General features: G+C 41.8%; 28 protein-coding genes. 11 read left to right on the top strand and 17 right to left on the bottom strand.

Translation table 11 applies throughout. From position 1 onward, the window contains the following. Nucleotides 1–16 precede the first annotated feature (16 nt). The 5 genes from AACZ11_RS02720 to rpsA all read right to left on the bottom strand — a co-directional run bounded on the left by AACZ11_RS02720 (nt 17) and on the right by rpsA (nt 4,981). Nucleotides 17–922 carry a ribonuclease Z gene (locus tag AACZ11_RS02720; RefSeq protein ID WP_290629194.1) on the bottom strand — a complete coding sequence of 302 codons (906 nt, stop codon included), beginning with the start codon at nt 920–922 and terminating at the stop codon, nt 17–19. Between the two features lie 30 nt (nt 923–952). Beyond that, the gene (locus AACZ11_RS02715; protein WP_290629197.1) at nt 953–1,288 is read right to left on the bottom strand and encodes a ribonuclease Z; all 336 of its coding nucleotides are present in this window, start codon (nt 1,286–1,288) and stop codon (nt 953–955) included. Next, a complete protein-coding gene (locus AACZ11_RS02710; protein WP_290629199.1) occupies nt 1,278–2,216 on the bottom strand; it encodes an aspartate carbamoyltransferase catalytic subunit in 939 nt (312 codons plus the stop codon). The genes AACZ11_RS02715 and AACZ11_RS02710 overlap by 11 nt, the downstream gene beginning before the upstream one ends. An 88-nt stretch (nt 2,217–2,304) precedes the next feature. Then, nucleotides 2,305–2,844, bottom strand: a complete 540-nt coding sequence (gene pyrR / locus AACZ11_RS02705) for a bifunctional pyr operon transcriptional regulator/uracil phosphoribosyltransferase PyrR (RefSeq protein WP_290629201.1) — start codon at nt 2,842–2,844, stop codon at nt 2,305–2,307. Between the two features lie 259 nt (nt 2,845–3,103). Continuing rightward, nucleotides 3,104–4,981 carry a 30S ribosomal protein S1 gene (gene rpsA, locus AACZ11_RS02700; RefSeq protein WP_290629203.1) on the bottom strand — a complete coding sequence of 626 codons (1,878 nt, stop codon included), beginning with the start codon at nt 4,979–4,981 and terminating at the stop codon, nt 3,104–3,106. A 411-nt stretch (nt 4,982–5,392) separates the two neighbouring features. On the opposite strand from rpsA, the gene AACZ11_RS02695 reads away from it, so the two are divergent. Then, a complete protein-coding gene (locus tag AACZ11_RS02695; protein WP_290629205.1) occupies nt 5,393–6,202 on the top strand; it encodes a phosphatase PAP2 family protein in 810 nt (269 codons plus the stop codon). Nucleotides 6,203–6,292: 90 nt separating this feature from the next. On the opposite strand, the gene cmk is transcribed toward AACZ11_RS02695, so the two are convergent. From cmk to lon, 3 genes are all read right to left on the bottom strand, one after another. Further along, entirely contained in the window at nt 6,293–6,985 is a 693-nt protein-coding gene (gene cmk, locus AACZ11_RS02690) for a (d)CMP kinase (RefSeq protein WP_290629207.1), read from the bottom strand. Further along, nucleotides 6,985–8,004 (bottom strand): type IX secretion system protein PorQ, encoded by a 1,020-nt coding sequence (porQ, locus tag AACZ11_RS02685; RefSeq protein ID WP_290629219.1) that lies wholly within the window; start codon nt 8,002–8,004, stop codon nt 6,985–6,987. The genes cmk and porQ overlap by 1 nt, the downstream gene beginning before the upstream one ends. A gap of 81 nt (nt 8,005–8,085) precedes the next feature. After that, on the bottom strand, nt 8,086–10,536 hold the full coding sequence (gene lon / locus AACZ11_RS02680; RefSeq protein ID WP_290629209.1) for an endopeptidase La: 2,451 nt from the start codon (nt 10,534–10,536) through the stop codon (nt 8,086–8,088). Nucleotides 10,537–10,778: 242 nt separating this feature from the next. Here lon and AACZ11_RS02675 point away from each other — a divergent pair, with 242 nt between their 5' ends. From AACZ11_RS02675 to AACZ11_RS02660, 4 genes are read left to right on the top strand one after another with little or no spacing between them, the layout of a single operon-like run. After that, nucleotides 10,779–11,342: an RNA polymerase sigma factor gene (locus tag AACZ11_RS02675; RefSeq protein WP_290629211.1), complete on the top strand. Its 564-nt coding sequence runs from the start codon at nt 10,779–10,781 to the stop codon at nt 11,340–11,342. Further along, nucleotides 11,332–11,877 carry a hypothetical protein gene (locus AACZ11_RS02670; RefSeq protein ID WP_290629213.1) on the top strand — a complete coding sequence of 182 codons (546 nt, stop codon included), beginning with the start codon at nt 11,332–11,334 and terminating at the stop codon, nt 11,875–11,877. Before AACZ11_RS02675 ends, AACZ11_RS02670 begins: the two co-directional genes overlap by 11 nt. After that, nucleotides 11,861–12,949 carry a hypothetical protein gene (locus AACZ11_RS02665; protein WP_339831381.1) on the top strand — a complete coding sequence of 363 codons (1,089 nt, stop codon included), beginning with the start codon at nt 11,861–11,863 and terminating at the stop codon, nt 12,947–12,949. Before AACZ11_RS02670 ends, AACZ11_RS02665 begins: the two co-directional genes overlap by 17 nt. 21 nt (nt 12,950–12,970) lie before the next feature. Continuing rightward, nucleotides 12,971–13,705 carry a head GIN domain-containing protein gene (locus AACZ11_RS02660; protein WP_290626041.1) on the top strand — a complete coding sequence of 245 codons (735 nt, stop codon included), beginning with the start codon at nt 12,971–12,973 and terminating at the stop codon, nt 13,703–13,705. Nucleotides 13,706–13,766: 61 nt separating this feature from the next. Here the strand turns inward: AACZ11_RS02660 and AACZ11_RS02655 are convergent, their stop codons facing one another. From AACZ11_RS02655 to AACZ11_RS02640, 4 genes are all read right to left on the bottom strand, one after another. After that, on the bottom strand, nt 13,767–14,852 hold the full coding sequence (locus AACZ11_RS02655; RefSeq protein ID WP_339831379.1) for a hypothetical protein: 1,086 nt from the start codon (nt 14,850–14,852) through the stop codon (nt 13,767–13,769). A gap of 78 nt (nt 14,853–14,930) precedes the next feature. Further along, nucleotides 14,931–15,164 (bottom strand): hypothetical protein, encoded by a 234-nt coding sequence (locus AACZ11_RS02650; RefSeq protein WP_339831377.1) that lies wholly within the window; start codon nt 15,162–15,164, stop codon nt 14,931–14,933. Between the two features lie 50 nt (nt 15,165–15,214). After that, nucleotides 15,215–16,534, bottom strand: a complete 1,320-nt coding sequence (locus AACZ11_RS02645; protein WP_290626037.1) for an MFS transporter — start codon at nt 16,532–16,534, stop codon at nt 15,215–15,217. 77 nt (nt 16,535–16,611) lie between these two features. Then, complete coding sequence (locus tag AACZ11_RS02640) at nt 16,612–17,430, bottom strand: M48 family metallopeptidase (protein WP_290626035.1); 819 nt, start codon at nt 17,428–17,430, stop codon at nt 16,612–16,614. Nucleotides 17,431–17,642: 212 nt separating this feature from the next. On the opposite strand from AACZ11_RS02640, the gene AACZ11_RS02635 reads away from it, so the two are divergent. From AACZ11_RS02635 to lpdA, 4 genes are all read left to right on the top strand, one after another. After that, nucleotides 17,643–18,155, top strand: a complete 513-nt coding sequence (locus tag AACZ11_RS02635) for a collagen-like protein (RefSeq protein ID WP_290626033.1) — start codon at nt 17,643–17,645, stop codon at nt 18,153–18,155. A 7-nt stretch (nt 18,156–18,162) separates the two neighbouring features. Beyond that, complete coding sequence (gene msrB / locus AACZ11_RS02630) at nt 18,163–18,642, top strand: peptide-methionine (R)-S-oxide reductase MsrB (protein WP_339831372.1); 480 nt, start codon at nt 18,163–18,165, stop codon at nt 18,640–18,642. Then, nucleotides 18,642–19,046 carry a peptide-methionine (R)-S-oxide reductase MsrB gene (msrB, locus tag AACZ11_RS02625; protein WP_290626030.1) on the top strand — a complete coding sequence of 135 codons (405 nt, stop codon included), beginning with the start codon at nt 18,642–18,644 and terminating at the stop codon, nt 19,044–19,046. Before msrB (AACZ11_RS02630) ends, msrB (AACZ11_RS02625) begins: the two co-directional genes overlap by 1 nt. Before the next feature lie 137 nt (nt 19,047–19,183). After that, entirely contained in the window at nt 19,184–20,560 is a 1,377-nt protein-coding gene (gene lpdA / locus AACZ11_RS02620; RefSeq protein WP_290626028.1) for a dihydrolipoyl dehydrogenase, read from the top strand. A gap of 65 nt (nt 20,561–20,625) precedes the next feature. Here the strand turns inward: lpdA and AACZ11_RS02615 are convergent, their stop codons facing one another. The 5 genes from AACZ11_RS02615 to AACZ11_RS02595 form a co-directional block, all read right to left on the bottom strand. Beyond that, nucleotides 20,626–21,048, bottom strand: coding sequence for a type II 3-dehydroquinate dehydratase (locus AACZ11_RS02615; protein ID WP_290626026.1), 423 nt, complete (start codon nt 21,046–21,048; stop codon nt 20,626–20,628). A 138-nt stretch (nt 21,049–21,186) separates the two neighbouring features. Continuing rightward, nucleotides 21,187–21,759 carry a porin family protein gene (locus tag AACZ11_RS02610; RefSeq protein ID WP_290626024.1) on the bottom strand — a complete coding sequence of 191 codons (573 nt, stop codon included), beginning with the start codon at nt 21,757–21,759 and terminating at the stop codon, nt 21,187–21,189. A gap of 164 nt (nt 21,760–21,923) precedes the next feature. Then, complete coding sequence (locus AACZ11_RS02605; RefSeq protein ID WP_290626022.1) at nt 21,924–22,496, bottom strand: porin family protein; 573 nt, start codon at nt 22,494–22,496, stop codon at nt 21,924–21,926. A 172-nt stretch (nt 22,497–22,668) separates the two neighbouring features. After that, nucleotides 22,669–23,295 carry a porin family protein gene (locus tag AACZ11_RS02600; RefSeq protein ID WP_290626020.1) on the bottom strand — a complete coding sequence of 209 codons (627 nt, stop codon included), beginning with the start codon at nt 23,293–23,295 and terminating at the stop codon, nt 22,669–22,671. A gap of 83 nt (nt 23,296–23,378) precedes the next feature. After that, nucleotides 23,379–23,924: a porin family protein gene (locus AACZ11_RS02595; RefSeq protein ID WP_290626018.1), complete on the bottom strand. Its 546-nt coding sequence runs from the start codon at nt 23,922–23,924 to the stop codon at nt 23,379–23,381. 108 nt (nt 23,925–24,032) lie between these two features. Here AACZ11_RS02595 and xerD point away from each other — a divergent pair, with 108 nt between their 5' ends. Together xerD and AACZ11_RS02585 are read left to right on the top strand one after the other, a co-directional pair. Continuing rightward, complete coding sequence (xerD, locus tag AACZ11_RS02590) at nt 24,033–24,938, top strand: site-specific tyrosine recombinase XerD (protein WP_290626016.1); 906 nt, start codon at nt 24,033–24,035, stop codon at nt 24,936–24,938. Nucleotides 24,939–25,020: 82 nt separating this feature from the next. Next, nucleotides 25,021–25,968, top strand: a complete 948-nt coding sequence (locus AACZ11_RS02585) for an aldo/keto reductase (RefSeq protein ID WP_290626014.1) — start codon at nt 25,021–25,023, stop codon at nt 25,966–25,968. The last annotated feature ends 7 nt before the right edge of the window (nt 25,969–25,975 follow it).

Here is a 25,975-nt window from a genome sequence, read left to right as displayed (position 1 = left end):
ATAGCTGTTAATTTTCCTAGAGCTTAAATATCTTACCATCCTCGGCCAGTTCTACATTCTCAAAGACCTCTTGTGCCTCTTTCCGAAATAATTCCAGATCGCCATACCTGCCTGAATAATGACCTAAGATCAATGTGCCAACTTGTGCTTTTTTGGCAATTACACCGGCTTCTTTGGCAGTGCTGTGTTTGGTAGGCTCACAAAGATGGTAATGTGTCTCCAAAAAAGTGGCTTCATGGTACAAAGCGGTCACGTTTTCAATTTGCGGGACGATCTCGGGATAATAGGCCGTGTCGCTACAAAAGGCGTAGGATTTTGGAGGATCGGGATCGAAGGTGATTGCCGTATTGGGGACCATCCTACCTTCTTTATTAACGACATCATACCCTTGTTTTATTTTATTGTAGTAACTAAGGTCTATGTTCGCTTTTCGGGCAGCGTTTATGTCGAGCTTTCTGTCTCCCGGTTTTTCCTGAAAAAGGAAGCCGTTGGTATAGACACGGTGATCTAAAGGGATGGTTGTTACTGAAAGGGAATCGTCCTCAAATAATAATTGGGGGGTAACCGCATCCAATTCATGAAAATATAATGGGTAATTGGTCCATGACTTGCCTAACTTCAACTGAAGCGTGATCGCCTCCTTGATCCCTTTAGGCCCATAGATATTGAGCTCTGCTTCGCGGCCTAAAAGACGAAAGGTAGAGATAAGACCTACCAAGCCGAAGAAATGATCCCCGTGCAGATGCGAGATAAACACATGACGGATCCTTGAGAATTTTACTTTGTACCGTCGTAATTGCACTTGGGTACCTTCACCACAATCAATAAGAAACAAATGTCCTTTGACTTCCAACACCTGTGATGTAGGATGTGCAGAAGCTCTGGGTGTAGCCGAGTGACAACCAAGAATGGTAAGTTTCATGTAGTAATTGATTATAAGATCCCGATTCTTCTAAAAACCCAGATCACGCTCTATTTCTTCCATCTCAATGATATCCTCTGCTTCTTGCAGTGTAGGAACCACGATCATTTCAAAGGGAATATCATCCGGATTGATCGCGTCATTAACAATCACAAATGAGAATTTGGTCTTTCGATGTAGGTTGGAAACCTTGAGGAACGATAGTAATTGCGGAAGTTCTAGGTCTTTATAATCCAAAAGATTCAACACCACATTTTGACCCTTGAACTTATTGGGGATTTGGTATTCTAAGAAATTTGCAAAGTCAAGGATGTCGTCTTTTTCGTCTGCCAGTTCCACGAAAGTACTGTGATTTTTAATCTTCATGATGCTGAATTTTTGAAGCTAATAAATATAGTACGGCCATACGCACGGCAACCCCGTTCTGCACTTGTTCCAAAATGATCGCCTGCTTGCTGTCCGCTACATCACTGGTAATCTCAACTCCTCTATTTATAGGACCCGGGTGCATTAATACGATCTTTTTATCAAGGCTATCCAACAGCGCTTTATTGACACCAAATTGTTGGGTGTATTCACGTGTAGTAGGGAAATAACTTATCTCCATTCGTTCGTTCTGTACACGAAGCATGTTGGCCACATCACACCAGTTCAGGGCTTTACGAAGATCGCCTTCTACTTCTACACCTAATTTATCTATATGCTTAGGTATAAGTGTTTTAGGTCCGCACACTTTAACTTGTGCTCCAAGCTTTTGAAGTGCAAAAATGTTTGATAATGCTACTCTGGAGTGAAGAATATCTCCAACGATCACAACTTTCTTTCCAGCTACATCTCCCAGCCGCTCCCGTATGGAATAACAATCCAGCAGGGCTTGGGTAGGATGTTCATGTGCTCCATCGCCGGCGTTGACAATACTAGCTTTTACATGCTTCGATAAAAAAACGCCCGCCCCCGGATTGGGATGGCGCATCACGACCATATCCACTTTCATGGAAAGGATATTGTTTACCGTATCGATAAGCGTTTCGCCTTTCTTGACCGATGAAGATGCCGCAGAAAAATTGATGACATCTGCAGATAGCCTTTTTTCAGCTAGTTCGAATGAAAGTCGGGTGCGGGTGCTGTTCTCGAAAAAGAGATTGGCAATAGTAATGTCGCGTAGCGAAGGAACCTTTTTTATGGGTCGGTTGATTACTTCCTTGAAATGATCGGCAGTTTCGAAGATCAACTGTATGTCCTCTTCGGTGATGTATTTTATTCCCAGTAAGTGATTTACACTTAGTTCTTTCATTTGCTATTATTCTAAAAACGCTTGGCGTTTCGCTTTATTCGCTATGTGTCATTCCTTGCGGTACCTAATGACCTATGAGCTACCGTTCTTAATTCTTCACCAAATACACGGCATCTTCCCCCTCGTTTTCCTTCCAGCATACTTTCACTTTCTCGTTGTTGATGGCATCCACTTGTCTTCCTCTGTAATCCGGTTGTATGGGGAGATGTCTGCTGAAACGTCGGTCGATCAATACTAAGAGTTCGATCTCTATGGGGCGTCCAAAGGACTGAACAGCCGTTAAAGCAGATCGGATGCTCCGACCGGTATAAAGTACATCATCTATAAAAACCACTTTTTTGTCTTCTACAATAAAATTGATATTGGTCTTATTCGCCTCCAAAGGTTTATCGCCACGCCTAAAGTCGTCTCGATAGAAAGTTATGTCTAAATATCCCAAAGGAATGTCTTTGATCTTATACTCTGTAGAAAGCAGTGATTTAAGGCGTTCAGCCAAATACACACCTCTTGGCTGTATGCCTATGAGTACTGTATTCGAAAAAGAATCGTGATTTTCAATTAATTGACAAGCCAAGCGATGAAGTGCGATCTCTACTTCTTTTGCGTTCAATAACACTTTTTGGCTCATAGGTAGTTCTGAAATCTATTCAGAATACAAATTTAGGGGTTTTATTTTAAAAAGTATGAATTATTTGAGGTTCGCTCCGGTATAAATGTATAAAAGGCATGCATTAGGGATTGCGGCGAGCTACCACGCCAAAGGCGTGTAGTGCCAAAAGCCCGCCGTAAATGCAGGAGCAGCCGGCGTTTGGGTGCATTTGCGGAATGCCCAAATAAAGAAGCCCCGTCATTGCTGACAGGGCTCATATAGTTAAAATTTACGGGAATTATTTCTTTCCGTCCATTTTGTCTTTCAATTCCTGAAGTTTCGCATTGGCGTCTCCTAAGGTAGGCTTCGCTTCTTCAGCTTGTGCCGCTTGTTTTTTAGCAGCTTGCTTTACGATCTTAGCTTCCTCTTCCTTGTGGATAGACATATGCGACGCAACCACTTTCTTGAATTCTTTGTTGAACTCGATGATTTGGAATTCTGCTTCTTCACCTTTCTTAAGCGTAGAGCCGTCTTCCTTCTCTAGGTGACGTGTTGGAATGAATGCGCTGATATCTTCGTTAAAGTTGATAACTGCACCTTTGTCTACGATCTCATCGATGGCAGCTGTGTGCTTTGTGCCAACAGCGAACTCATCTTCATACTTGTCCCAAGGATTTTCAGTAGTTTGCTTGTGACCTAAACTTAACTTACGTCCTTCCACATCCAACTCCAATACAACTACCTCCAAGGTGTCACCAATATTGGTAAACTCACTTGGGTGCTTGATTTTCTTGGTCCAAGACAGGTCGCTTATATAGATCAATCCGTCGATTCCTTCTTCTAATTCTACGAACACACCGAAATTGGTAAAGTTGCGAACAATTCCTTTATGGGTTGAACCAACAGGGTATTTCTTGGTGATATCTGTCCAAGGATCCTGCGACAATTGCTTGATACCCAGCGACATTTTTCTGTCTTCACGGTCCAAAGTAAGAATTTGAGCTTCTACTTCGTCACCAACGTTTACGAAATCCTGGGCGCTACGCAAATGAGTAGACCACGACATTTCGCTCACGTGGATCAATCCTTCCACACCTTCGGCAACTTCAATAAACGCACCGTAGTCGGCAATTACCACTACTTTACCTTTTACTTTATCTCCTACTTTCAACTCATCACCAAGGGCATCCCATGGGTGAGCGCTCAATTGTTTCAATCCTAGTTGGATACGTGTCTTGTCTTCATCGAAGTCAAGAATTACAACATTTAATTTTTGGTCTAGTTCAACGATCTCATTTGGATGGTTGATACGTGACCAAGAAAGATCGGTAATGTGTACAAGTCCGTCAACACCACCAAGGTCAACAAAGACACCGTATGAAGTGATGTTCTTCACAACACCTTCGAGTACTTGTCCTTTTTCTAACTGACCAATGATCTCCTTTTTCTGCTCTTCGATATCGGCTTCGATAAGCGCTTTATGAGAAACCACAACGTTCTTGAATTCATGGTTGATCTTCACCACTTTAAATTCCATTGTCTTTCCAACATACACATCGTAATCACGGATTGGCTTCACGTCTATTTGTGATCCGGGTAAGAACGCTTCAATACCAAATACATCTACGATCATACCACCTTTAGTACGGCATTTAACATATCCGTTCACGATAGTACCTTCGTCGTGTGCTGCATTTACGCGATCCCACGCTTTAATTGTTCTTGCTTTACGGTGAGAAAGGATCAATTGACCTGTGCTGTCTTCACGCACGTCGATCAATACTTCTACCTTATCCCCTACCTTAAGGTCCGGGTTGTAACGAAACTCGTTTAGAGAAACGACACCTTCAGACTTAGCGTTGATGTCGATAATAGCATCACGGTCTGAGATATACACTACTTCTCCTTCTACTACTTCATCATCTAAAGTATCTACGAAGTTTTCGGCTACTAATTTTTCAAATTCCTCCAGCTTACCATCGTCTATAGGGTCGATACCTTCTTCGTAGTTGTGCCAGTTAAAATCGTTAAGGAATTTTTCAGGGTTGCTCTCCTTTAGAGAAACTTCCTTTTGAGGTTTTGTAGTTTCCTCTTTTTTTGTTTCAGTCGTTGCAGTTGCTGCTTCGTTGTTTGCAGTGGTTTCTTCTACTGCTGTTTCTTTTGCTTTATCAGCCATTCGTTAAAATTTGATCGCTTCGGAAATAATTCCTTGGCACATCAAGGGTTTGTATTCTGCAGGTCTACTGAAAATTACTGCGATACACCCACAGAAGGGTTGTTTTTAAACATTGGTTCATTCCTTTTATTTCAGTATCTCGCTAAAAGGGCTGCAAAAATAGTGTTTTTGTTTTGATTTTCAAAGAGTTTATTGAATGTTGCTTCAAATTTTACCATATCTCACACCTATCTTTAAAGCTGAACAAGGAATATGTATACTTACAAAAAAATTGAAGTAAGTTTGTTTGATTCAAATGTATCTGTTTAGGAATTTATGAAACCCTATATAAAATTACGCTCATTACAATCTAATAAAAAAAGAGCATGTGAGTTGTTGCTCGCCTTAATAAGTATTCTTTACATGTGTACTATGCAGCCTGGTATTTCTCAAACAGGTGTTGATGCGTATGATGACCGTACTTTATGGCAAGATTTTACGTATGACATGGGTGCCGTTTTTCAAGGTATTGGTTTTGCATACAGCAGACCCCTTTACTGGGATGAGAGCAGTCTTTTACCCCTCGCTTCCACTGTAGGAGGCACCGGGTTGCTCTATGTGTTTGATGATGATATCAATGACGGATTCGGGAAACATGAGACGCAGGTTCCTGATATACTATTGGACTATGGGTATTATGCCGGGGCGCCTCAAAACAATTATGGCCTAACGGGCGCGGTATACTTAACGGGGCTTTTTACTCGAAATGAAAAGCTTCGGCGAACGGGTGTTTTGTTAATTTCGTCGGCTACAGCCACAGGATTCTTACAGCAATTATCTAAATCTGTAGTAGGAAGAGCCCGACCCGGGGCAGATTTTGGAAAGAATCACTTTCGCCCCTTTGGAGGAAGTCCGGCATATCGATCCTTTCCATCAGGTCATGCGGTCCTTACCTTTACCAATGCGCATATCATTGCCAAGCAATTTAGCAGTCCTTGGGTGAAGGCGGGGATCTATTCGATAGGGGTCATACCGGGGATTACCAGGATATACGCAAAGGCACATTGGGCAAGTGATGTTTTTTTAAGTTGGGCGATGAGCTATTTTGTGGTAGAAGCGATCGATCTGTATTTAGACAGGAAGTATTCAGAAAAATATAATGCTTCTAACAAAAATGCGAGAACAGGATCTATCGATTTGACCTTTAATGGTCATAGCATAGGCGTGCTGTATACTTTTTGAACCTGCGAACGCTCCTATTGCGTTTATACTTTTCTTTATCATCCACGAAAAAGTGAACTAAGAAAACTACGGCTTCCCAGTTTTGTTCTATTAGACTCTTCCTGCAATTCGATCCTTTGCCAATTGTAAGATCGTATGGAATTGATCGTCGAGATTCATTTCTGAATTGTCGATCTCAATAGCATCCTTAGCCTTCCGAAGCGGTGAATCTTCGCGTGTGGTATCGATACGATCGCGTTCGGTTACATTTTCAAGCACTTCTTCGAAGGTGACCTTGTCTCCACGTTCCTGAAGCTCTTTAAAACGCCTGCCTGCACGTTCTCTTGCCGAAGCATTCATAAATATCTTGAGTTCGGCGTTGGGAAACACCACGGTGCCTATATCGCGTCCGTCCATCACTACGCCTTTGTGTTCACCCATGGCATGCTGTAATTTCACTAATTTTCGTCGTACTTCGGGTATGGTGGCAATAGGACTTACCCATTCTGAAACTTCCATGGTGCGTATCGCCTTCGCTACGTTCACACCATTGAGATACATTTCGGCTTTACCTGTTTCACTCTTCTTAAATTCCAATGAGATCTCCGGCAATGCAGCGACCAGGTTTTCAACATACAACTCATTGTTATAAATGAACTCATTTTGAAGCGCATACAGTGTTACCGCTCTGTACATGGCTCCGCTGTCTACATACACATATCCCAACCAATCGGCCAATTGTTTGGCGACCGTACTTTTTCCTGTAGATGAGTAGCCGTCTATGGCAATCGTAATTTTTCGCATTACTGCAAGTTAATATTTAATCCGAAATTACTCGTAGACGCAGCCGTACTATATTTTACATACGAATAGCTAAAACGCAGTTTGTTCAATCGAAGGGAAAACCCTGCGCTTAAACCTGCAAAAGCTCTTTTTTCCAAAATGCGTAATTCCTCCCCGCGGCGCAAGTTATAACCGAGCCGCACATTAAAACCTCCTTCGGGGAAGATCTCGATACCAACGATAGCATGACGAAAGGCATGATCAATAAAATTGATCCGCTCTTCTTGGGTATTCCCTTCCAAGTCGGTTACCGATTGGTTCGGATTGGGAAAAGCCACCTTCCATTGTTGCATGTTCTCCATGGTGAAATGCCAGCGGATTGGAATGTTTTGAAGGGTTTGTGAGATTCCGAAGATCAATTCAAAGGGTAAAGGTTCATAATCCACACTGTAGGGCGTGAATTGTGTTCCTATATTTCGGGCTACTCCCGTTATATGGAGGTCCCAATCTTCATACACGTACATGACGCCTATGTCTATGGCACCCCCAAAAGAAGAATACTGTTCTAGTGTAGAAGAAATAAATTTTACATTGGCCCCCACATGAAAGTTTGTAAAGGCTATGTTCCGCGCATGTCCAAAAGAAAGTGCCACTTCGCCTCCGCTAAACGAACTGGTTGGATTTCCAAATTCGTCGTACCCGTCAAATTTTCCGTAGTTAATATATGTAACCCCTGTATGAATCACTTGGGTGCGGCGGTCCCACAAATAGGCGTAGGATGCGCTTCCGTAATTTACATCGCCAATATAATTGAAGTAGTTGAGCGACAATTGGTTGTCCATTTCGGGATTGATCGCTGCCGGATTAAAAAGTCCCTGCGTAGGATCATAATCGTAATTGGTCACGGTCTTACCTCCAAGTGCTGCTTGTCTGGGCGAATTTACCAAATTGAGAAATTGATAGGTCGACTGTCCCCCTACTTGTGCGACTGCAGAAGTAGCTAAAAAAAATGACAATACGTAGAATACCTTTTGGATCATGCGCTGTGAGATACCATTACCTGACACTTTAAACGAATGCAAGTATAATTTATTTTCGGGAGGGGGCGAAATGATTCCCTGCTATAATTTCTTTGCGTTCTTGACTTTCTCCTTGGTCAGTGCCAATTCAAGTACATCACTCATATCGGTCACGTAGTGAAATGTAAGTCCCTTTAGATATTCTGGTTTTATCTCTTCAATATCGCGTCGGTTCTCTTCACAGAGCAAGATCTCTTTAATATGAGCCCGTTTGGCGGCTAAGATCTTTTCTTTGATACCCCCTACCGGAAGCACCTTTCCGCGAAGGGTGATCTCTCCTGTCATGGCAATGCTCTTCTTCACTTTTCGCTGTGTAAACAACGAAACTAATGATGTTAGCATGGTAATTCCGGCGCTGGGTCCGTCTTTGGGTGTAGCGCCTTCGGGAACATGGATGTGTACATTGTATTTTTCAAAAACTTCAGGATCGATCCCGAGTTCCTTCGCATTGGATTTAATGAATTCCAAGGCAATGGTCGCCGATTCTTTCATCACCTTTCCAAGATTACCGGTCATGTTCAACTGTCCTTTTCCTTTGGACAAGGCAGATTCTACAAAGAGTATGTCGCCTCCTACGCGTGTCCAAGCCAAACCTGTTACTACGCCCGCAACGTTGTTGTTCTCATACTTATCTCGAAGCATCTTGGGAGCACCTAAGACTTCTACCACCAGTTCTTTGGTCACTTTGGGATCATATGTTTCTTCCATTGCGATCTTCATGGCGGCATGTCGTACCATCTTTGCGATCTGTTTTTCAAGTCCGCGTACACCACTTTCACGTGTATAGCCTTCCACGATCTGTTCTAATTGAGACTTTCCGATACTAAGATCCTTTTTGGTGAGTCCGTGTTCTTTTAATTGCTTCGGAAGGAGGTGTTTCTTGGCAATTTCTACTTTTTCCTCAATGGTATAGCCTGTCACATTAATGATCTCCATACGATCTTTTAAAGCGGGCTGAATCGTACTAAGACTATTCGAGGTCGCAATAAACATCACCTTGGAAAGGTCAAATCCTAATTCCAAAAAGTTGTCGTAAAAGGCATGATTCTGCTCCGGATCCAGTACCTCTAGCATGGCCGAGGAAGGATCGCCTTGACTGCCCACCGACAATTTGTCGATCTCATCCAAAACAAACACCGGATTGCTGGTCCCCGCTTTCTTTAAACTTTGTATGATCCTACCCGGCATTGCGCCGATATAAGTTTTTCGATGGCCTCTAATTTCAGCCTCATCACGAAGTCCTCCTAGTGACATACGCACGTATTCACGACCCAATGCCTCAGCGATCGATTTCCCTAAAGAGGTCTTCCCAACGCCGGGAGGTCCGTAGAGACACAGAATGGGCGACTTCATGTCATTACGTAGTTTTAGAACCGCTAGATATTCTATAATGCGCTGTTTGACATCGTCCAAACCGTGATGGTCTCTATCCAAGATCTTACGGGCACGCTTCAGGTCAAACTTATCTTTACTATACTCATTCCACGGAAGCTCCAGCAACAGATCTAAATAATTACGCTGTATACTAAATTCTGCCACCTGCGGATTCATGCGCTGTAACTTCGCCAATTCTTTATCGAAATGCTTAGCTACTTCTTTGCTCCATTTTTTCTTCTTACTTCGCTCTCGCATCTCTTCGATCTCTGCTTCGGAAGAATTCCCGCCAAGCTCCTCTTGTATGGTCTTCATTTGCTGATGCAGAAAGTACTCGCGTTGTTGCTGGCTGATATCACTTTCTACCTTCGACTGAATGTCTTGACGTAAGGATAGCTTCTGAATTTCGATGTTCATATACCGAAGCGTTTCCAGTGCACGTTCCTTGAGATCATTGATCTCCAGTAGTTTTTGCTTTTCAGCAACAGAAATATTAAGATTGGAAGAAACAAAATTGATAAGGAATGAGTTGCTTTCAATATTCTTTATCGCAAATGCAGCTTCCGAAGGAATGGTGGGACTTTCTTTGATGATCTCCAAGGCCATTTCTTTAATGGAATCGATAATGGCAATGAACTCTTCATTCTCCTTGGCAGGCCTAGCTTCGGCCACTTCACGAATGGTGGCGGTCATGTAAGGATCTGTGGTGAGCACTTCGGCCACTTCAAACCGCTTCTTTCCTTGAATGATGACAGTGGTATTCCCATCGGGCATTTTAAGAACCCGCAGGATTTGCGCGACAGTTCCAATCGTATTGATATCCGACAAATGCGGCTCCTCTTTCCCTTCGTCCTTCTGAGAAACCACGCCTATTACCTTCGTACCGTTATTCGTCTCATTAATAAGTTTGATCGATTTATCACGTCCGGCTGTGATAGGGATTACCACGCCCGGAAAAAGCACTGTATTTCGAAGCGGAAGAATGGGTAATATTTCCGGAAGGTCTTCCTTATTCATGGCATCTTCATCTTCGGGCGTCATTAAGGGGATCAATTCGGCATCTTCATTAAGATCTTGAAATGACAGACTGTCTATGGATGTAAGTTTTGTTTTGGACATACTATATTTTCCGACATTGTGTCACTAAAAGTAGTGGTTACAATGAGTTATGTATATTAATATTTCTATAAAATTTCTGAAAAACTCCTGATAAACAGGTGTTTCATATATCGGTTCAGCACTATAATTCAAGAGTTATGCCATCTTTCATTAAACCAATGCGGAGCGATTTCAGAAAATATTTTAACTACAAGTGTAACAAATGCTATCTTGGTTCATCTTTAGACTAAACACTTGTTTTTTTGACACTAACCAAACAAAATATTGAATCGTTACTCGCTCTTTGTCAAGAAGGAAATAGATTGGCACAGCTGGAGGTATACAACAGGTATCAACATGCCATGTTCAACACGTCCTTGCGCATTGTAAAAGATGCTGCAACTGCCGAAGATGTAATGCAAGAGTCGTTTATAACGGCTTTCGAGAAGCTTTCCTCCTTTAAAGGAGAGGCATCCTTTGGTTCATGGTTAAAGCGTATTGTGGTTAATAACAGTATCTCTCAGTATCGCAAATCGCAACGTTTTACGTCCATACCGGATCATACGTATATTGAGACAGAGGTTGACATTACCATGGAAGGCTTGTCGGAGGAAGAGTACGCTAATTTAAAGGTAAAACAGTTGCTCTCTTGTATGGATCAACTTCACGACAGCTATCGCGAGATCCTTACACTTCATTTTATTGAAGGGTATGATTATGAAGAGGTCTGTGAGATATTAAAAATAAGCTACGCTAATTGTAGAACCCTTATTTCAAGGGCTAAAGACAGTTTGCGAAAAAAAATACTAATTAATTATGAATACTAATTACACACCCAACGCATTTGACAATACCAACGGACGTTTCGATGTACACGAAACCCCTTTGGGACACGAAAAACGATTTTTACAGCGCCTTGAAGCTTCTAAGCCTATGGTTAAGAAGGAGAACAGGTGGTGGAAACCGTTGTCAATTGCCGCTTCAATCGTTGTACTCCTGGGATTTGGGTTTACTTTTATGCCAAGTACCGCACAAGAAGCAGATCTGGCGAGTGTTTCTTCAGAAATGAAACAAACACAGACCTTTTTTACCACAACCATCAATAAGGAACTGGATAAGTTGAAAAGCTATTCCACGCCCGCAACCAAAGCATTGGTCGATGATGCTTTGGTACAAATGGAAATCCTTGAAACCCAATACGAAAAACTGAAAGAGGATCTTGTTGCCAGTGGCAATGACAAGCGTGTGATCTACGCTATGATCTCAAACTTTCAAAATCGCATCGATCTGTTGGAACAAGTGATCTCTACCATAGAAGAAGTTGAAAATCTAAATAACACACAAAATGAAAGCACCATTTAAAACACTTATCTTCCTTTTGCTCGTTCCGGCGGTATTATGTGCCTATCCGGACAAATTCAAAGGGAAATACACCAAAGAAAAGACCTTGAAGAAAGAATTTACGGTCAATGCCAATGCAGGATTACGTATTAACAATTCTTACGGCAACTTAGATATCGTTACATGGAACGAAAACAGAACCGTGATCGAAGTACACATTATCACCAACAGCGATAATGAAGATCAAGCACAGAAAAAACTTGACGAAATTACGGTTGAATTTTCCGGGAACGGTTCACTAGTTTCAGCCAAAACAATTTTTGGGGAAAAGAAAGGAAATTCCTGGAGCTGGTGGGGAAATAAGAGTAACAATGTTTTCATGGAGGTCAATTATACCGTGAAAGTTCCTGTGACGAATAGTGTGGATCTTACCAACGATTATGGAACAATTAACCTAAACAGGTTGGAAGGGAATGCAAAGATACACTGTGATTACGGACAATTAATTATTGGTGAGCTCTTAGCTGAGAACAACTATCTAAGCTTCGACTATACCGATAAGTCGACCATAGGATATATGAAAAGCGGAAAGATCAACGCAGACTACTCCGGTTTTACCTTGGACAAGGCCGGTGATATAGAACTTACTGCCGACTATACCAACTCTGAGATCCATGAAGCCAGAGATATTAATTATAATTGTGATTACGGTAAAGTGGTCATCGACAAAGCGCGCAATATTATTGGCCGAGGCGATTACGTGAGCAATAAAATAGGCACTGTAAACGGTTCACTCAACCTGAACACAGATTATGGAAGCATCACCATTGAAAGATTGACTGCTTCGGCAGGCGATGTGACCATTAAAGCCGATTACACCGGAATAAAATTAGGATTTGATAGCGGTTACAGTTTTGATTTCGTGGTACGGACCTCCTACGCCAGCGTTAAGGGAGAAGAGTTTGTCACGGTTACGCGCAGTGATAAGGACTATACCAGCAAGTCTTTGGAAGGCTATCACAAGACGCAAGGCTCCGGTAAGACAATGAACATCAATTCAAGTTATGGTGGGGTTACCTTCCGAAAATTATAAATCGTTAAAAAATATACAACCATGAAAACACAAATACATGCATTAATCGTTTGTCTGCTTTTAGTTTTAAATGCTTCTGAAGCTGCTGCGCAGTGGGGAAATAAGAAAGTAGAGGGCAATGGTAATGTCACGACCAAAACACGAAACACACAGGAATATGATGCTATAAAGGTGGTAGGTTCTATGGCTGTTCATCTGGAAAGTGGTTCTGAAGGAACTATTTCGGTGACCACAGACGATAACCTGCATGAGTTCATTATTGTGGAAATTACAGAGGAAAATACCTTGGTGATCCGCACAGAGAAAAGTGTGTCACTTCGCACCAAAAAAGGAATACGTGTAACAGTCCCGTTTCAAGACATTTCTCTAATCGAATTAGTGGGCTCGGGAGATATCAAGACCAAGGATCCAATACGAAGCACTGCGTTAGAGTTGGCGGTGATCGGTTCGGGAGATGTAATTCTGGACGTGGATACCGAGAATCTTGATGCGAAGGTAACCGGATCAGGCGATATGGTCTTGGCTGGTCGCACCACCAATTTGGAATTAAAATTAAGCGGAAGCGGCGATTTTAAAGGAATGGATTTGGAAGCATTGAATACAGAAGCCTTTGTATCCGGTTCGGGTGATGCCAAAGTAACTGCCAACAATAGTTTAAAGGCAAGAGTAAACGGTTCGGGAGATATTCGGTATTCGGGTAATCCTTCCAAGAGTGACACCAAGGTGTCCGGCTCCGGTTCCATAAAATCTATGTAGGACATGTGATAAAAAAAAGCCTCCGTTTGGAGGCTTTTTTTTATTCAATATTTTTTCAGTTTTAAGGATTCAACTGTACTGTAAAGATCCCAGTCGTGATCTCATAAATTGCAGGATCTTGCCCTGTCAAGTCTTCCGCAGTAAATTGGAAACGTCCTTCAATAATTCCTGAAACAGTATCGTAACTAATAATCTCTAGTGTTCCACTGCTGGAATTGAAATTACGCGGCGTATCGGTATCCGGAATGAACAACCCAACATTTTCAGTCCCATCAACGATCGCAGGCATTAGCGGATACATACCGACTTCTATCGAAGAAGGAAAATTAAGGCGTATAAATTGTGTGTTCGTTTCATCTTCGGCAGAAATAAAGATAACCGGCACATCATTTACGGTGGTTTCTACAATATCGATAAGACTTGCCGCAAACGCAACACCATCAACTTCCGCAGTCAGTTCATTTGTTATAGGACTACTATTATCAACATAATCCACCGAGAAACTACCTTCAGTAATATTCACCACGGTTGGGTCTGTACCTAACGGATCGGTTGCCGTAAAAGAGAAGGTTGCTTTAAGTTTTCCGGTAATGTTTCCAAATTCGGTAAAAGTGATACTTCCATTGGAAGAAGTAAGGTTCTCTCCTCCTGTGCCAGCATTGTACACCGCTATCAATTTCGTTCCGTCTGAAATACCCGTGAAGAAATCAAACGTTCCTACACCAAGATCCTTTGGTATATCAATACGAATCATTGCCCCGGTAGTATCTATCGCCACAAGGTTTAACATGTCGAAACCGCCCACCGTAGTTTCTGAAACGGTCAAAGAGATATCCTCAAAGACCGACCCTTCGACTTCGGCATAGAATTCGTCCTCGGCGTTACCGTTCCCATCATCTTCAATAGTGAAAACAACCGTATTGAATGCTCCGTCTGAAAGGGTTACATTTTCTATCACAGGATTGCCGCTACCATCCAAAATAGGATTTCCATCGGCGTCCAATGCGAATCGGCCTCCGATAAAATTAAATGTTCCTGAAACGGTCAATGCGTCCATATCCAGATTGGTAATAGTTAATTCTCCGGTTCCTCCGAGGGCTGCAAATGAAACATACGGATTGGTTTCGGTAGACGATTGCGCATACATCCCGAAGGTTGGGGTACCCTGTCCTGCGGTAAGGCTAAAAGTTCCTTCAGCCGGATCAGCAACCGAGAGCGTTATGAATTATCCAGAAGTGGCATTCGTTGAAGTAATTACTAAGATATTTCCGGAGAGGATACCGGACGACGTTTCGGATGCAAAATCTTGATTGTTGACCGAACAGATAAGTTGTCCTTCTTCTGCCTCAGCCACGGTGTCATCTACAAAGTCACCCTCCAAAGGTTCGTTATCACAAGCAGTAAATTGGAAAGCAAGAAAGGCGACAAGCAACCAATTTAAGAGTTGAAATTTTTTCATAAGTAAGTAAGTTTTCTCAGGTAATAACCGCAAACATAAGTAAAAATTGTTTATTTCATCGATTTTCTTGGTACACGAAGAAGTAAAATAACACCAATTATAAAGAAGACCACTAAAAACAATACCGAATTGCGCATGCTTCCTGTTATGTGGTCTATAAAGCCGTAGATCACCATCCCAATAACAATTCCGATCTTTTCGGCGACATCATAAAAACTGAAATAGGAGGTGGTATCCTTGGTCTCCGGAAGGAATTTTGAGTAGGTAGAACGAGACAGTGCCTGTATCCCACCCATCACCAATCCAACCACCCCGGCGGTTGCATAGAATTGTATGGGAGTTTCAACAAAATAGGCGACGATACAAATTCCCACCCACACCATGTTGATCACTACTAAAGTTGCAATATTTCCAAATCGTTCGGAAGCCCGGGATGTGAGTGTCGCTCCTATTACGGCTACTAATTGTATGATCAATATACTGCTGATCAAACCAATGGTCTTTTCCTCATTTCCGCCCCATGCGATCTCCTGCTCGCCAAAATAGGTTGCTACTAACATGACAGTCTGCACGGCCATGCTATACACGAAAAATGCAGCTAGAAACCGTTTTAACGTACTGTTTTCCGACAGCGAATGATACACATTCTTCAACTCTTTAAAGCCATTAAAAAGAACACTGCGAGTCACCTTGTGCCCCGTAGATACTCCTTTAGGTAAATGGTAAAAAGAATACTGACTAAAGGCGATCCACCAAACACCTACGGTAATAAAGGATATACGCATGGCGGTCATGCTGGCCGGATCTCCCTCGCCTAACCCGAAGTATTGAGGCATCATGACCATGATCAAATTAAAGATGAGCAATACCACACTTCCAATGTACCCCATGGAGTAACCTTTGGCACTTATTCGATCCTGTTGCTCATTATAGGCTACGTCGGGAAGGTATGAATTATAGAAAACCAGACTTCCCCAAAACCCGACCAAGCCCAGAAAATAGCACAATAAGCTTATATAGATACGGTCTAAGTCAAAGAAATAAAGACCCACACAGGATAAGGCCCCCAAATAGCAGAAGAATTTCATGAAGACCTTTTTATTCCCAACATAATCGGCAATACCTGAAAGTAATGGGGACATAATCGAAACCATTAAAAATGCGGCTGCAGTTGTATAGCTTATTAAAGGCGTGCTTCTAATGGCTCCGCCAAATACCGTTACTGTCTCAACATTCGCAATATTGAATAAAGCTTGATAATAGATAGGAAACACTGCCGAGGCGATCACCAAACTGTACACAGAATTCGCCCAATCATAGAACGCCCAAGCGTTTAGTAACTTTTTACTTCCCTTTGCCAGTTGTGCCATATTTCATGATTTGTAAAGAAAAAATCCCGCTTTAAAGCGGGATTCTAAAGTAATCATTTCAGTGGTAGTAGCACAAATTATTTTTTAAAGGAGGTAACGCCGAACTTTCGCGCTTCTGCTTTCGCTTCGGGAGCCCAAGCGGTAATATTATTGATTCGGGTGGTACTTGACGGGTGTGTGCTTAGGAATTCAGGAGGTGCGCCTCCGCCCTGTTGTTGCATGCGTTGCCAAAGTTGCGCTGCAACAATGGGATCGTACCCGGCGATCGCCATTAATGTAAGTCCGATACGATCGGCCTCTGTTTCATGACTTCGGCTAAAGGGCAACATGACGCCCAATGTCGATCCAATTCCATACGCCTGATTGAAAATCTGTTGGTTCTTAGGGTCTTTACTAAGTGCCAGATTTCCTGCCACTGCGCCCAATCCTTGTAATTGCGACGCACTCATACGCTGTTGTCCGTGATTTGCCAGTGCATGTGCCACCTCATGTCCCATAATTGCTGCAATCCCGGCTTCGCCCTGTGCGACAGGTAAGATTCCAGTGTAGAAGGCGATCTTACCGCCGGGCATGGCCCATGCATTTACGTCCGGGCTTTCAATAAGGTTGTATTCCCACTCGTAATCGTTTAAGTATCCGGCATATCCATTGGCTGTTAAATAACGTTCGGCAGCCACGGCAATCTTCTGTCCCACATTCTTGATCATTTGGGAATCGGAAGTTCCGGTGATTACTTTGTTTTCAGACAATATTTGATTGTATTGCTGAAATGCCATTGGGTAGATTTGTGAGTTAGGCACCAATGCCAATGTTTGTTTTCCGGTAAACGGATTTGTGGTACATGCGAAGACCAGTAAAGTCACTGCGAGGAGGGAAAGTGTTTTTTTCAGTTTCATAATTATTTTCTTTGTTGAACTTCCTAAAATTAAGGATATAAAATTTCAATTATTATAAAAAAAATATAAAACCGAAGCGAATCGTATTGATTTTGGGTAAATATTAAAAATTACCAATTAATTTTTATATCAATTTTAAGAAAGATCGCACGCTAAGCACGTACTTTTATAAAGTGGAACAACTTTTGTAATACAATATCAAAACAACTACTATGAAACATATCATTTTACTTTTAGCAGTAAGCGTTGGAATTATCTTCAGTTCTTGTGAAGGCGATCCCGGACCTCCCGGTGAACCCGGTATTAATATTTTAGGACAAGTATTTGAAGTAAACGCAACTTTTTCCGAAGCAAATAATTACGAACAACTTTTTACAATTCCTTCGAACGTAGAGGTCTTTGAAAGTGATGTGATTTTAGTGTATTGGTTGGAAGATGTCGTTCCCGATGGAAATGGCGGGTCTTTGGATGTATGGAGTCAACTCCCTCAAACCATTTATACTGCCGACGGATCCTTTCAGTATACCTTCAACCATACCTTTGTGGATGTGCTTCTCTTCCTTCAGGGAGATTTTGATCTTTCCCTGTTAAGTAACGGTTTTACGAACGACCAAATCTTTAGGATTGCCGTGGTCCCTTCTGAATTTGGATCGGCTGACCTTACGATGGAAGAATTGATGCGACAGCTCGAAATTTCCACAAACGACATTGAAACAATACCCTAAATAAATTATGAAACAATTACCTATTATAGCCATAGCGCTTATGTTCATCAGCTGTAATTCTTCGGCGCAGGATAAGAAAGAATCTAAAGAATTTCCCATTACTAAAACAGAAGCAGAATGGAAAGCAGAACTTTCAGAAATGGAGTATTACGTACTGCGGGAAGAAGGTACAGAGCGTCCCTTTTCAAGTGAACTGAACAAGATCTATGAGCCGGGCACCTATGTGTGTGCAGCTTGTGAAACACCTTTATTTGAAGGAAAATATAAGTTTGACAGTGGGACGGGTTGGCCCAGTTTCGATCGCGCGATCGAAGGGAATGTAGCGTATTCTACCGATACCAATTTAGGGTACACACGCGTAGAAGAGCATTGTGCCACTTGTGGTGGCCATCTGGGTCATGTATTCGAGGACGGCCCCAAGGAGACAACAGGTAAACGGCATTGCATCAATGGTGCTGCCTTAGATTTCATTCCTATGAAACAATAATGAAAAAAGCGAAAACATATCCCGTAGAAAAGACGGAAGCCGAGTGGCTTCAAGAACTTGGTCCCGAACGATATCGAATCTTACGCGAAAAGGGAACCGAACGCCCCTTTACAGGAACGTATAATCTTACGGTCGATAAAGGGACCTATCTTTGCGGCGCCTGTCATATCCCGTTGTTTGTAAGCAGTAGTAAGTTCGACAGTGGTTGCGGATGGCCTTCATTTGACGAGGCCATTGAAGGTGCGGTTGAATATATTCGGGATACCTCCCATGGAATGATACGTACCGAGATCCTTTGTGCTAACTGCGGAAGTCATTTGGGTCATGTATTCAATGACGGACCTACAGAAACCGGACAGCGGTATTGTGTAAATTCACTTTCGGTAGACCTTCAGAAAGAATAGAAGTTTGAAAAAGAAAACTGAAACAAGCGGAACGTACAAGCGTTCCGCTTTTTTTGTATAAATAACCGGTGGGCCTTCCCTGTTCCACTTTCATTTTGTAATTTCGTGACATTAAATCACAGACATATATTCAGAAGATGAGTAAATACGATATTATAGTATTGGGAAGTGGACCGGGCGGCTATGTAACTGCCATAAGAGCTTCTCAATTAGGTTTTAAAACAGCGGTCATTGAAAAGGAAAGTTTAGGGGGTGTATGCCTTAATTGGGGTTGTATCCCTACCAAAGCCTTATTAAAAAGTGCGCAAGTGTTCGATTATTTAAAACATGCCGAAGACTACGGATTGACCGTTAAGGGAGCCGATAAAGACTTTACAAAGGTTGTTGAGCGAAGCAGAGGCGTTGCCGACGGCATGAGTAAAGGTGTTCAATTTTTAATGAAGAAGAACAAGATCGATGTTATCAATGGCTTCGGAAAGTTAAAACCCGGTAAGAAAGTGGATGTCGATGGCACAGAATATTCCGCAGATCACATTATTATTGCTACGGGAGCACGTTCACGAGAATTGCCAAATTTGAAGCAGGACGGAAAAAAAGTAATTGGGTACCGCGAAGCTATGAGCCTTAAAACGCAACCAAAAAGTATGATCGTTGTGGGAAGTGGTGCCATAGGTGTTGAGTTTGCCCATTTCTATAATGCTATGGGAACCGACGTTACGATTGTAGAATTTTTGCCCCATTTGGTTCCGTTGGAAGATGAAGACGTTTCTAAACAATTCGAGAAATCCTTCAAAAAAGCAGGAATTAAAGTTATGACCTCTTCTTCCGTAGAAAAGCTGGATACTTCCGGGAAAATTGTAAAGGCTACCGTGAAGACACAGAAAGGAGAAGAAACCCTGGAAGCTGAGATCGTACTTTCAGCTGTAGGAATCGCTTCCAATATTCAGAATATAGGACTTGAAGACGTAGGAATCGTTGTTGATCGTGATAAGATCATGGTGAACGATTGGTATCAGACCAACATACCCGGATATTATGCTATTGGTGATGTGGTTCCGGGACCTGCTTTGGCGCACGTAGCTTCTGCGGAAGGGATCACTTGTGTGGAAAAAATTGCAGGTTTGCACGTAGAACCTATTGACTACGGAAATATTCCGGGTTGTACATATGCAACACCTGAGATCGCCAGTGTAGGTATGACCGAAAAACAAGCCAAGGAAGCCGGATATGAACTGAAGGTTGGGAAGTTTCCTTTTTCCGCAAGCGGAAAAGCGAGTGCTGCCGGCACCAAGGACGGTTTTGTCAAGGTAATCTTTGATGCCAAATACGGCGAATGGTTGGGTTGTCACATGATTGGAGCCGGAGTGACCGATATGATCGCTGAGGCCGTTCTAGGACGAAAACTGGAAACCACAGGACATGAAGTTTTGAAAGCCATTCATCCGCACCCTACTATGAGTGAGGCTGTAATGGAAGCTGTAGCCGATGCCTACGACGAAGTGATACATTTGTAACACTATTTTAAACAAAGTATGAAAGCGTTTCGATCTCAATGGAAATTGAGGGACAGACGCTTTTTTTAGTTCTTAGCTAAAAAGCTTTGTACCGCCAGTTCATAGCTCTGAAGGCCAAATCCGAGGATGATCCCCTTTGTATTGGGAGCTATAAAAGAAGTATGCCGATATTCCTCTCTGGCAAATGTATTAGAGATGTGTACCTCGACAACGGGCGTGGTAATGGCCTTTACCGCATCCCCTATGCCTACGGAAGTGTGTGTGTACGCTGCAGCATTCAATATAATACCATCATACGAAAATCCTACTTCTTGAAGAGCGTTAATGAGTTCTCCCTCTACGTTGGACTGGAAATGGCTTAAAGCGACTTGTGGAAACTTTTCTTGCAACCGTTCAAAGAAATCATGAAAGGTTTCATCCCCATAGATATCGTTCTCCCGCTTACCCAACAGGTTTAAGTTCGGGCCATTGATTATGATAATTTTCATAACTCAAAGATATAGAAACTGGATCAAGTTAGGATTACCGAGAAAAATTATTTAACTGCTTGAAGTAATTTCTTTTTTGACATTAGAAAAAAAGCGGAAGATCGAATCTTCCGCTCAAAAGAATCTTTTCGGACAATTTTAGTTAAAAAACCATCCTACTGATAAACTTACTACAGAATTCTTCGCGTCGACGTCTTCTTCAGTAGAAATATTGGTAAATCCTATCGCATATCTCGCTTGGAAAAATACTCCCATTGGCAAGCGGTATTGAGCACCAATCGCTGCGCTAAGATCTAAGGATTCAGTTCCATCTTTTAAATCAATCTCCTCATCCAAGAATTTCAGTTTACTTCCCACGTTAATTCCAACTTGAGGTCCACCTTGCAAACTAAATCCCTCAGCAAGTGTAACGTCAACTAAAATTGGAATATTGATGTAATCTAAAACCACATCATTATCCCCGTCCTCATCATTGAAGGAATATCCTTGAGAAGAGAATAGTACTTCCGGCTGAATAGCAATTAATTCACTAAGTCCGATATTCACAACAGCTCCTCCATGTAAACTGGTTCTTCCGTCAAGATTATCGGCATCATCACCGTTCACTGACGCAAAGTTAGCACCTGCTTTAAGTCCGAAACTGATTTCTTGAGCTTCCATGGTTGCCAATGAAAATATTGCAAAAGCAGCCAATACAATTAGTTTTTTCATAATTAAGTAAATTATTTGGTTAATAGCATAAAGCTAATGAATAAATTAAAAATCTGTGGCTAATAACAATTTTAAAATTACTAACGCATATACGAATAAGGGGTTCTCTAATTCAGAAAATAAAAGATAGATTTTCTGCCTTAAACGATTTGCTGTATATTGTTTTAATTAAAAAACCACCCAACAGACACGCTTACCACCGAATTCTTAGCATTGGCATCCGGGAACACATCGCTCAGTCCAATGACATAGCGAGCCTGGAAAAAGAGTCCCATGGGTAGTTTGTACTGCCCTCCGATACCTACGCCCAAATCCAGTGTTTCTACATCGTCAATATCGGTCTCATTATCCGTATTATTGTCCTTACTAATACTATTAATGTTAATTCCCACTTGAGGTCCGCCTTGCAGACTTAGACCTTCTGCCACTGTAAAATCTGCCATGATAGGAATATTTAAATAATCTAAGTATACCGTAACATCAAAAAGTTCCGGCTCACTGTTCTCAAAACCTTGTCTGGAATAGATCACTTCAGGTTGTACTGCAAATAATTCTGAAATAGGGATGTTCACTACACCACCCAAGTGAATACTGGTCTTACCGTCTAGGTCATCAGCATCGTCTCCATTTAATGATGCAAAATTGACCCCTCCTTTAATACCAAAGCGTACTTCCTGCGCATGGACGGAAGTAAAACTTACAGCTGCGATAGCAGCCAATACAATTAGTTTTTTCATAATTAAGTGTTTTACAGTTAGTAGTATAAAGCTACTGAATAAATCAAAGTGTAAGCCCCCCTACCCCTTAGATAGTTACTAACCTACTTATTAACAGTTTCTTAGTCGCTATAAATGAAAAAAGAGCGGTTTAACCGCTCTTTTTAAACTTATTTATATTGTGCTCTAATACTTAGAATTTGATCCCTGCAGAAATGGAAAGATTGGAATTGGTAAGATTGTCTCCAATAAATCCTTCATCATTATCTTCATCTACGTTCGAGATCCCAAACATATAACGTGCCTGAAAGAACACACCGTTATTTAATTGATATGCTAATCCGCCGCCAAGGCCAAGATCAAATCCGGATACCGAATCACTTACATCGGATGTGCCTTCAATCTCATCGCCGTCGCTATCACCTTCCACAGATACCTCGGTTTCTGCTTTTACATTGAATCCGAATTGCGGACCTAGCTCAACACTGAGTCCGTCGGTAACATAATATTTGGCCATCACAGGAACATTAATATAATCCAGCTTCAGCTTTGTTTCAAGTGTGCTGCCAAAGAAGTCGGTTTCCTGCTGCAGACCTTGTTGCGAATATAAGATCTCCGGTTGTACGGCAAATTTTTCAGAAACAGGGATTTCAACCACCCCTCCTAAATGAAAGCCTGTACGGCCGTCGGCATCTTCAACCGCATCACCTGTTAGCTTTGCAAAATTAACTCCGGCTTTAACACCTAATTTTACTTCCTGTGCGTTTGCTGTGGCTAGGGCCAATGGCAAACAAATTAGCATTAAAATTACTTTCTTCATAATTTGATTTTTTAAGTTTCATCAAACCTAATCAAATCAATTCCTAAATAATCATAATCAAATCCTAAGTCTTTCTTAATAGATTACAGAAAGGAATAACCAATCGATAGCGTTACCACACTGTTTTTGCCCTCTCCACTCTCCGGTACGTCGGAAAGCCCAAATTGATAGCGACCATCCACTCGAAGGCCCAATGGTAAATCATAGCCCAGTCCAACCACAGCGGATACATCAAAATCCTTTGTTGCAATATCATTTATCACCTCACCTATTACAGTTTGTGTATCATCGTTTACGATCACCCCAAATTGAGGACCCAACTGAATGTTCAAGCCTTGAGAAACGAAATATTTTAAAATGATAGGAACATTTACGTAATCCAAATTAAATTCTCCCAATTCAAACTCTGCTCCTTGTTGTGAATAAAGTAACTCTCCTTGAATACCTATATTATCATTGAACTTTCCGCCGAGAAATACACCGGCAACAAAACCCGTTCTTCCGGAAAATTCACTCGCATCGGTAATATTGGCAAAGTTAACCCCTGCCTTTATACCAAGATCAAGTCCTTGTGCCTGCACGGAAGTTCCAAATAGCGCGATAACAGCTAAAACAATCAATTTTTTCATATTCATAATTTTTAAATTAGTTTATCAAATTTACTGTAAAACGTTTAATTGGTTTCAATTATTTTAAAAAGTACTTTTACACAAATAGTAAGAAAAGAGAATTGCCTCATGAAATGGAAACAAGCGCGTAGCGATTACGGTCATTATTTAAAGATTGAACGTGGTCTTTCCTCAAACTCTATTGAGAATTATTCGCTGGACATTCTTAAATTAGAAAAATGGCTCGATGTGAATAATATCTTGGTTTCGCCTACCGCAATTTCTGAAGAGACCGTACAGGAGTTTATTTACCACATAGCGAAAGAAGTAAATCCCAGAACGCAAAGCAGGATTATTTCAGGGTTACGGGGATTCTTTAATTACTTGATCTTTGAAGAATACCGCTCCACGAATCCGTTGGAACTTATCGAAAGTCCGAAGCTGGGTCGTAAACTCCCCGATACCTTATCTGAAAAAGAGGTTGACATGCTTATAGATGCTATCGATCTTAGCAGTCCGCAAGGAGAACGAAATCGCGCTATCTTGGAGACATTGTACGGCTGCGGGCTTCGTGTATCGGAACTCGTAGGTCTAAAGCTTTCCGACCTGTTCTATGATGAAGGTTTTATAAAAGTGACCGGTAAAGGCGACAAGCAACGTTTTGTTCCAATTGCAGATGCAACCATAAAATATATTGAGATCTACCGTAAGGAAATACGCAGGCATCAATCCGTGGATGTATTAGCGCAGGATACATTATTCTTGAACCGACGCGGCAAACCCCTTACCCGAGCCATGATCTTTACTATCGTAAGGCAACTAGCCGAAATTGCGGGGATCCGTAAAACGGTGAGTCCGCATACGTTTCGCCATTCCTTTGCCACCCATTTGCTGGAAAACGGTGCCGATCTAAGGGCTATACAACAAATGTTGGGACATGAAAGTATTACCACCACCGAGGTGTATACCCACATTGATACCACCCATCTGCGCGCGGTGATCGATACCTATCATCCCAGAAAAGACAAAAAATAGTTGCGTTAAATAAACGCTAAAGTGCCTGCTTCGTTTTTTAATAGGAAGGTGCTTTTGTATTTTAATAAAAAAAGAAGCAACTATGAAAACACTACAATTTAAAAATGGTGATACCATGCACGCCATAGGATTGGGAACATGGAAATCGAAAGGAAATGATGTAAAAAATGCAGTAAAAGAAGCGCTATATGCCGGTTACAGGCATATTGATACAGCAGCGGCCTACGATAATGAAGAATTCATTGGCGAGGCACTGGCCGAAGTATTCGCTGAAGGGAGAATTTTTCGCGAGGACGTATTCATCACCTCTAAATTATGGAACGATTCGCACGGCGAAGGACAAGTAATACCGGCACTTCAAACCTCCCTTAAAAAACTGCAATTAGACTATCTTGACCTCTACCTAATGCACTGGCCCATCGCCTTTAAGCTAGGGGTTGGTTTTCCTTCGTCCCCTTCAGACTATGTTTCGCTTGAAGAGGAACCTTTGAGCATGACATGGAGACAAATGGAACTGGCAAAAGAATCCGGGTATGCAAAACATATTGGAGTGTCCAATTTCAGTAAGAAAAAATTAAAAGCACTTATAAAGGATGCTTCAGTCACCCCCGAAATGAATCAAGTAGAGCTTCATCCTTTATTACAACAAAAAGAACTGTTGGATTTTTGTACTTCGGAAGGTATTTTAATGACGGCCTACTCACCTCTCGGCTCCGGCGATCGTTCCGAAGGAATGAAAGGGGACGACGAACCAAATCTTTTAGAGATTGAAGCCCTACAAAAAATTGCCAGAAAAAGAGATGCGACGGTAGCACAGGTTTTAATCGCCTGGCACATGCACCGAGGAACTGCAGTGATACCTAAATCTACGACAAAAGAACATATTGTTGCTAATTTTAGGGCGGCCGATGTGAAATTAGACAAAGAAGACATGGAAACCATCGCGAAACTCGACAAGCACTATCGCTTTATTACCGGAAAATTCTTTGACGCTCCGGAGAAAGGATATACCAACGTATATGATGAATAAAAAAAGC

The organism is uncultured Altibacter sp. (assembly GCF_963972995.1).
Lineage (GTDB): Bacteria > Bacteroidota > Bacteroidia > Flavobacteriales > Flavobacteriaceae > Altibacter.
Note: the sequence above shows the minus strand (reverse complement) of the source record. Positions and strands in the feature narration are given on the sequence as shown.

What these genes read in the sequence shown, in the direction of transcription:
- AACZ11_RS02610 (WP_290626024.1), bottom strand. Translation starts at nt 21,759, where the DNA reads ATGAAAAAACTAATTGTATTGGCTGCTTTTGCAATATTTTCATTGGCA.
- AACZ11_RS02720 (WP_290629194.1), bottom strand. Translation starts at nt 922, where the DNA reads ATGAAACTTACCATTCTTGGTTGTCACTCGGCTACACCCAGAGCTTCT.
- pyrR (WP_290629201.1), bottom strand. Translation starts at nt 2,844, where the DNA reads ATGAGCCAAAAAGTGTTATTGAACGCAAAAGAAGTAGAGATCGCACTT.
- AACZ11_RS02635 (WP_290626033.1), top strand. Translation starts at nt 17,643, where the DNA reads ATGAAACATATCATTTTACTTTTAGCAGTAAGCGTTGGAATTATCTTC.
- AACZ11_RS02600 (WP_290626020.1), bottom strand. Translation starts at nt 23,295, where the DNA reads ATGAAGAAAGTAATTTTAATGCTAATTTGTTTGCCATTGGCCCTAGCC.
- AACZ11_RS02710 (WP_290629199.1), bottom strand. Translation starts at nt 2,216, where the DNA reads ATGAAAGAACTAAGTGTAAATCACTTACTGGGAATAAAATACATCACC.
- AACZ11_RS02650 (WP_339831377.1), bottom strand. Translation starts at nt 15,164, where the DNA reads ATGAAAAAATTTCAACTCTTAAATTGGTTGCTTGTCGCCTTTCTTGCT.
- AACZ11_RS02670 (WP_290629213.1), top strand. Translation starts at nt 11,332, where the DNA reads ATGAATACTAATTACACACCCAACGCATTTGACAATACCAACGGACGT.
- cmk (WP_290629207.1), bottom strand. Translation starts at nt 6,985, where the DNA reads ATGCGAAAAATTACGATTGCCATAGACGGCTACTCATCTACAGGAAAA.
- lon (WP_290629209.1), bottom strand. Translation starts at nt 10,536, where the DNA reads ATGTCCAAAACAAAACTTACATCCATAGACAGTCTGTCATTTCAAGAT.
- msrB (WP_290626030.1), top strand. Translation starts at nt 18,642, where the DNA reads ATGAAAAAAGCGAAAACATATCCCGTAGAAAAGACGGAAGCCGAGTGG.
- AACZ11_RS02615 (WP_290626026.1), bottom strand. Translation starts at nt 21,048, where the DNA reads ATGAAAATTATCATAATCAATGGCCCGAACTTAAACCTGTTGGGTAAG.
- AACZ11_RS02595 (WP_290626018.1), bottom strand. Translation starts at nt 23,924, where the DNA reads ATGAAAAAATTGATTGTTTTAGCTGTTATCGCGCTATTTGGAACTTCC.
- AACZ11_RS02585 (WP_290626014.1), top strand. Translation starts at nt 25,021, where the DNA reads ATGAAAACACTACAATTTAAAAATGGTGATACCATGCACGCCATAGGA.
- porQ (WP_290629219.1), bottom strand. Translation starts at nt 8,004, where the DNA reads ATGATCCAAAAGGTATTCTACGTATTGTCATTTTTTTTAGCTACTTCT.
- AACZ11_RS02660 (WP_290626041.1), top strand. Translation starts at nt 12,971, where the DNA reads ATGAAAACACAAATACATGCATTAATCGTTTGTCTGCTTTTAGTTTTA.
- AACZ11_RS02715 (WP_290629197.1), bottom strand. Translation starts at nt 1,288, where the DNA reads ATGAAGATTAAAAATCACAGTACTTTCGTGGAACTGGCAGACGAAAAA.
- xerD (WP_290626016.1), top strand. Translation starts at nt 24,033, where the DNA reads ATGAAATGGAAACAAGCGCGTAGCGATTACGGTCATTATTTAAAGATT.
- AACZ11_RS02655 (WP_339831379.1), bottom strand. Translation starts at nt 14,852, where the DNA reads ATGTATGCGCAATCGTCTACCGAAACCAATCCGTATGTTTCATTTGCA.
- rpsA (WP_290629203.1), bottom strand. Translation starts at nt 4,981, where the DNA reads ATGGCTGATAAAGCAAAAGAAACAGCAGTAGAAGAAACCACTGCAAAC.
- msrB (WP_339831372.1), top strand. Translation starts at nt 18,163, where the DNA reads ATGAAACAATTACCTATTATAGCCATAGCGCTTATGTTCATCAGCTGT.
- AACZ11_RS02665 (WP_339831381.1), top strand. Translation starts at nt 11,861, where the DNA reads ATGAAAGCACCATTTAAAACACTTATCTTCCTTTTGCTCGTTCCGGCG.
- AACZ11_RS02645 (WP_290626037.1), bottom strand. Translation starts at nt 16,534, where the DNA reads ATGGCACAACTGGCAAAGGGAAGTAAAAAGTTACTAAACGCTTGGGCG.
- AACZ11_RS02640 (WP_290626035.1), bottom strand. Translation starts at nt 17,430, where the DNA reads ATGAAACTGAAAAAAACACTTTCCCTCCTCGCAGTGACTTTACTGGTC.
- lpdA (WP_290626028.1), top strand. Translation starts at nt 19,184, where the DNA reads ATGAGTAAATACGATATTATAGTATTGGGAAGTGGACCGGGCGGCTAT.
- AACZ11_RS02605 (WP_290626022.1), bottom strand. Translation starts at nt 22,496, where the DNA reads ATGAAAAAACTAATTGTATTGGCTGCTATCGCAGCTGTAAGTTTTACT.
- AACZ11_RS02695 (WP_290629205.1), top strand. Translation starts at nt 5,393, where the DNA reads ATGCAGCCTGGTATTTCTCAAACAGGTGTTGATGCGTATGATGACCGT.